Here is a 3605-nt window from a genome sequence, read left to right as displayed (position 1 = left end):
CGCAGGCCCGTCCGCGGGGCAGGAGGCCGGGGACGGACAGGAGGGGCCGGAGGATGCGGCGCAGGCGCTGCGCGCCCGGCGGCGGCCCTTGTCGCCGCTGACACGGGCGCTGCACGGGTTTCTCGCCGCCGGGGGCTATCGCGGCACGCTGGCGGATTACCTGAAGGCCCGCGCGGCGCTTGCGCTGGCGCTTGGCGCCGGTCTGTGGATGCTCAATCCGCTGGGCTGGGTGAACCTTGCGATCGGCGCGCTTCTGGTGCTGGCGGGCTCGTATGTGGTGGGGCTTCGGGCGATCCGCAAACGCGCCCGCATCATGGAAGCGGAATTTCCCGCCGCGCTCGACATCATGGTGCGGGGCATCCGCACCGGGATGCCGCTTATCGACAGCATGCGCGTCGTGGCGACCGAGGCGCACCCCGTGCTTGCGCGGGAATTCCAGGTGCTGATCGACGAGTTGGCGCTTGGCGTGCGCTTCACCGATGCGATGCATCGCATGGTGCCGCGGGTGCCGATCCCCGACATCGAGTTCTTCGCCGTGGTGATGGGGCTGCAGGCGGATGCGGGCGGCGCGGTGGCCGATACGCTGGATGCGGCGGCCGAAACCATGCGCAGCCGCCGCGAGCTGCGCGACAAGGTGGCCACGATGAGCGCCGAGGCGCGGACCTCGGCCATGATCATCGGCGCGCTGCCGATCCTGGTGAGCGCGGTGATGGCCTACACCAGCCCCGAGTATATCGGACTCTTGCTGACGACGGGGCTGGGCAACCTGTTCGCGCTCGGCGCGGTGGCCTGGGCGCTGATCGGCATCTTCATCATGCGCGCGATGATCGACTTCGAGCTGTGAGAGGAAGGGGGAGCCAATGACCGACATGCCAGTCCTTGCCGGCACCCTGACGATGCTGTCGCTTGCCGCGTCGGCGCTGGCGCTGGTGCTGCCGCGGCTGGCCGCGCGGGTCCGCACCCGCCGCGTGGTGCAGCGCAGCGCGGGGGCGGCGGCGGCAGCGGTGGGGGGCGGGGCCGCCGCCCTGCGCCCGGTCCAGCTCGCGCTTGCGCGGCAGCTGCGCCGGGTCTTTCCCGGCCTGCAGACGATGGACCGGCGGATCGACCTGATCCGAAGGTTTCGCCGGGCGGGCCTGTCGCAGGCGCGGGTGAGCCTGTTCCTTTTGGCCAAGCTCATGTCGCCCGTCGCCCTTGGCGGGTTGGCCTGGGTGATCTGCGACACGCTCTACGGATTCGCGGCGGTGTCGTCGGGCCTGTGCGCGCTGGCGGCGGCGGCGCTGGGTCACTGGGCGCCCGACCTGTGGCTGCGCAACCGGATCGAGCGGCGCAAGATGCGCATCGCGCGGCGCTGGTCGGACGCGCTCGACCTGCTGCACATGTGCGTGCGCTCGGGCATGAGCCTTGACGCGGCCTTGGCCAAGGTGGCGCGGGAGCTGCGCCGGTCGGCCCCCGATATCGCGGCGGAATTCCGGCTGACGGTCACCGAGCTGAACTATCTCCAAAGCCGCGGCGCGGCGCTCGAGAACCTCGCGGAGCGGACCGGCCTGTCGCAGGTGCGCGCGGTGGTGACGGCGCTGATCCAGTCGCAGCGATACGGGGCCACGATCGCGGGCACGCTGCAGACCCTCGCGCGGCAGAACCGCGCCATGCGCGTGCGCGAGGCCGAGCAGAAGGCCGCGGCGCTGCCGCCCCGCCTGACCGTGCCGATGACGGTCTTCTTCCTGCCGGCGCTGTTCGTGATCCTGGTCGCGCCGGCCTTCATCAACGTGGCGGGGTGACGGGGATGGGCCGCATGTGTCGTGCCGAACGGAGCCTCGGGGGCTGGCGCAGGGACGAGGCCGGGGCGGTCTCGGTCATCTTCGTGCTGGCCTTGCCGCTGGTGATCGCCGGGCTTGCCCTGAGCGCGCAGGTGGGGTTCTGGCTGTCCGAGCAGCGCCGGGTGCAGACCGTGACCGATGCCGCGGCCTATTCCGTGGGGATCGCAGCCGCCCGGTTCGGGCTGGGCTGCGAGGCGCTGCGCGAGGAGGTCGAGACCTGGGCCGCGCTGCAGGACACCGCGCTGCGGGTCGCCACCGAAAGCGGGCTGCCCGCCGCGCAGCTGTCGATCACCCTCACCTGCCCTGCCGCCGATGAGCTGGGCGTCGAGATCGCACGGGCGCTGCCGCGCCTGCTGCTGGGGGCGCTGATGCCGGGCGATGGCACCGGGACCGGTCCCGCCCTCACGCCGCAACCGGCGGCGGCCAGCGTCATCGCGTTGACCACCGGCGGCGACACCGGCGGGTCGGGCGAGGGCGACGGCGGGCCGGAGCTGGTCTGCCTCCATGCGCTCGCGCGCGGTGGCGAAGGGCTGGAGACCGGCGGGCGCACCGAGATCATCGCGCCCGAGTGCCGGATACAGGTCGACTCCGACAGTGACGAGGCCATCGAGTTCGGGGGCAACACCACCATCGAGGTCGCCTGCATCACCACCCGCGGCGAGGTCGAGGTGCCGGCCAACGTGCGCGGCCGCCTGACGCTCGGCCCTGAGGGCAGCGCGTGCGAGACCATCCGACAGCGCACCGAGACGGAGCCGCTGCCCCCCAAGCTCGCCGACCTGCCGCGGATCGAGGGGCTGGAGGACCTGCCGGACGATCCGCTGGGCCGTCGGGAAACCGACGTCACGCCGACGCGGCCGCACGCAAGCGGCCTTGCGCTGCGCCGCTTCCGCGGCGGCCTCGAGCTGGAGCGTGGCGCGTATACCTTCGCGCCCGGCCTTTATGTCATCGACGGCGGCAGTTTCGAGGTCACCAACCGCGTGACCATGACGGTCGAGGACGGGGCCGGGTTCATCCTGATCAACGGGGCCGAGCTGGAGCTGGACAAGAACGCCGACCTGCGCTTCGGCAGCGGTCTCGGCCCCGGCCCGTGGGAGGGGCTGGTGGTCTTCTCGCAACCGCCCGTGGGGCGGGATGATGACGACGATGACGACGGCCTAGCGTGGGCCGAGTTCTCGTCGACGGCGCTGGACGGGATCGTGTTCCTGCCTGGCTACGAGGTCGAGGTCGGCGGCCAGGGCTCGCTCGGGCGGGGCTGCTACGTCTTCGTGGCCGAGCGGTTCGAATTCGGCGGCCGCAGCGAAATGGACATCACCTGCGACGAGGAGGACCGGCTGCGGCTGTGCGAGCGGCTGGGGCTGGGGGCCTGCGGGGCCACCTCGGGGCCGGATGACGACGTGACCGGCGTGGTGATCGTCCGATGAGTGCGCGCGCCCGCCCTGCCCCATGCCGTGACCGGCCCGCCTCGAGCCTCGGGGCCGTCCGGCCCGGCGCGGACCCTGCAACGCTGACGCGGAAAGACCGACCATGATCCGATCCATCCTGCTTCTGATCGCCGTGGCGTCGGGGGGCGGGGCCCTCCTGCTGATGATGCAGGGGCCCGTCACCTCCTCGCCCGAGGCGGACCGGACGACCGCGGGCGCGGTGGCCGGGGAGGCCGCGCCGGGCGCGGTGGCGGCCCCCGCCCCCGAGGCGCCGGTCACCACCGAGGTTCTCGCGCTGACCGGCGACATCGCCACGGGCGAGCCCGCCCTGCCCGAGGATTTCGCCTGGATCGACTGGCCGGAGGAT

4 protein-coding genes are annotated in these 3605 nt (G+C 72.6%); all 4 read left to right on the top strand.

Features of this window, described 5'->3' with window-relative positions; translation table 11 throughout:
- A partial coding sequence (locus QQK83_RS19015) for a type II secretion system F family protein (RefSeq protein WP_284266980.1) occupies positions 1–844 on the top strand: 844 nt, incomplete at its 5' end.
- Positions 845–860: 16 nt separating this feature from the next.
- Positions 861–1778 carry a type II secretion system F family protein gene (locus tag QQK83_RS19010; RefSeq protein WP_284266978.1) on the top strand — a complete coding sequence of 306 codons (918 nt, stop codon included), beginning with the start codon at positions 861–863 and terminating at the stop codon, positions 1776–1778.
- Positions 1779–1792: 14 nt separating this feature from the next.
- On the top strand, positions 1793–3238 hold the full coding sequence (locus QQK83_RS19005) for a TadE/TadG family type IV pilus assembly protein (RefSeq protein WP_284266976.1): 1446 nt from the start codon (positions 1793–1795) through the stop codon (positions 3236–3238).
- A 103-nt stretch (positions 3239–3341) separates the two neighbouring features.
- The coding region (locus QQK83_RS19000) for a CpaB family protein (protein WP_284266974.1) at positions 3342–3605 on the top strand (264 nt) is incomplete at its 3' end.

Origin of the sequence: Roseicyclus amphidinii (assembly GCF_030163755.1) — a bacterium.
GTDB classification, from domain to species: domain Bacteria; phylum Pseudomonadota; class Alphaproteobacteria; order Rhodobacterales; family Rhodobacteraceae; genus Roseicyclus; species Roseicyclus amphidinii.
Note: the sequence above shows the minus strand (reverse complement) of the source record. Positions and strands in the feature narration are given on the sequence as shown.

Coding starts and splice junctions, on each gene's coding strand:
- QQK83_RS19010 (WP_284266978.1), top strand. CDS start 861: ATGACCGACATGCCAGTCCTTGCCGGCACCCTGACGATGCTGTCGCTT.
- QQK83_RS19005 (WP_284266976.1), top strand. CDS start 1,793: ATGTGTCGTGCCGAACGGAGCCTCGGGGGCTGGCGCAGGGACGAGGCC.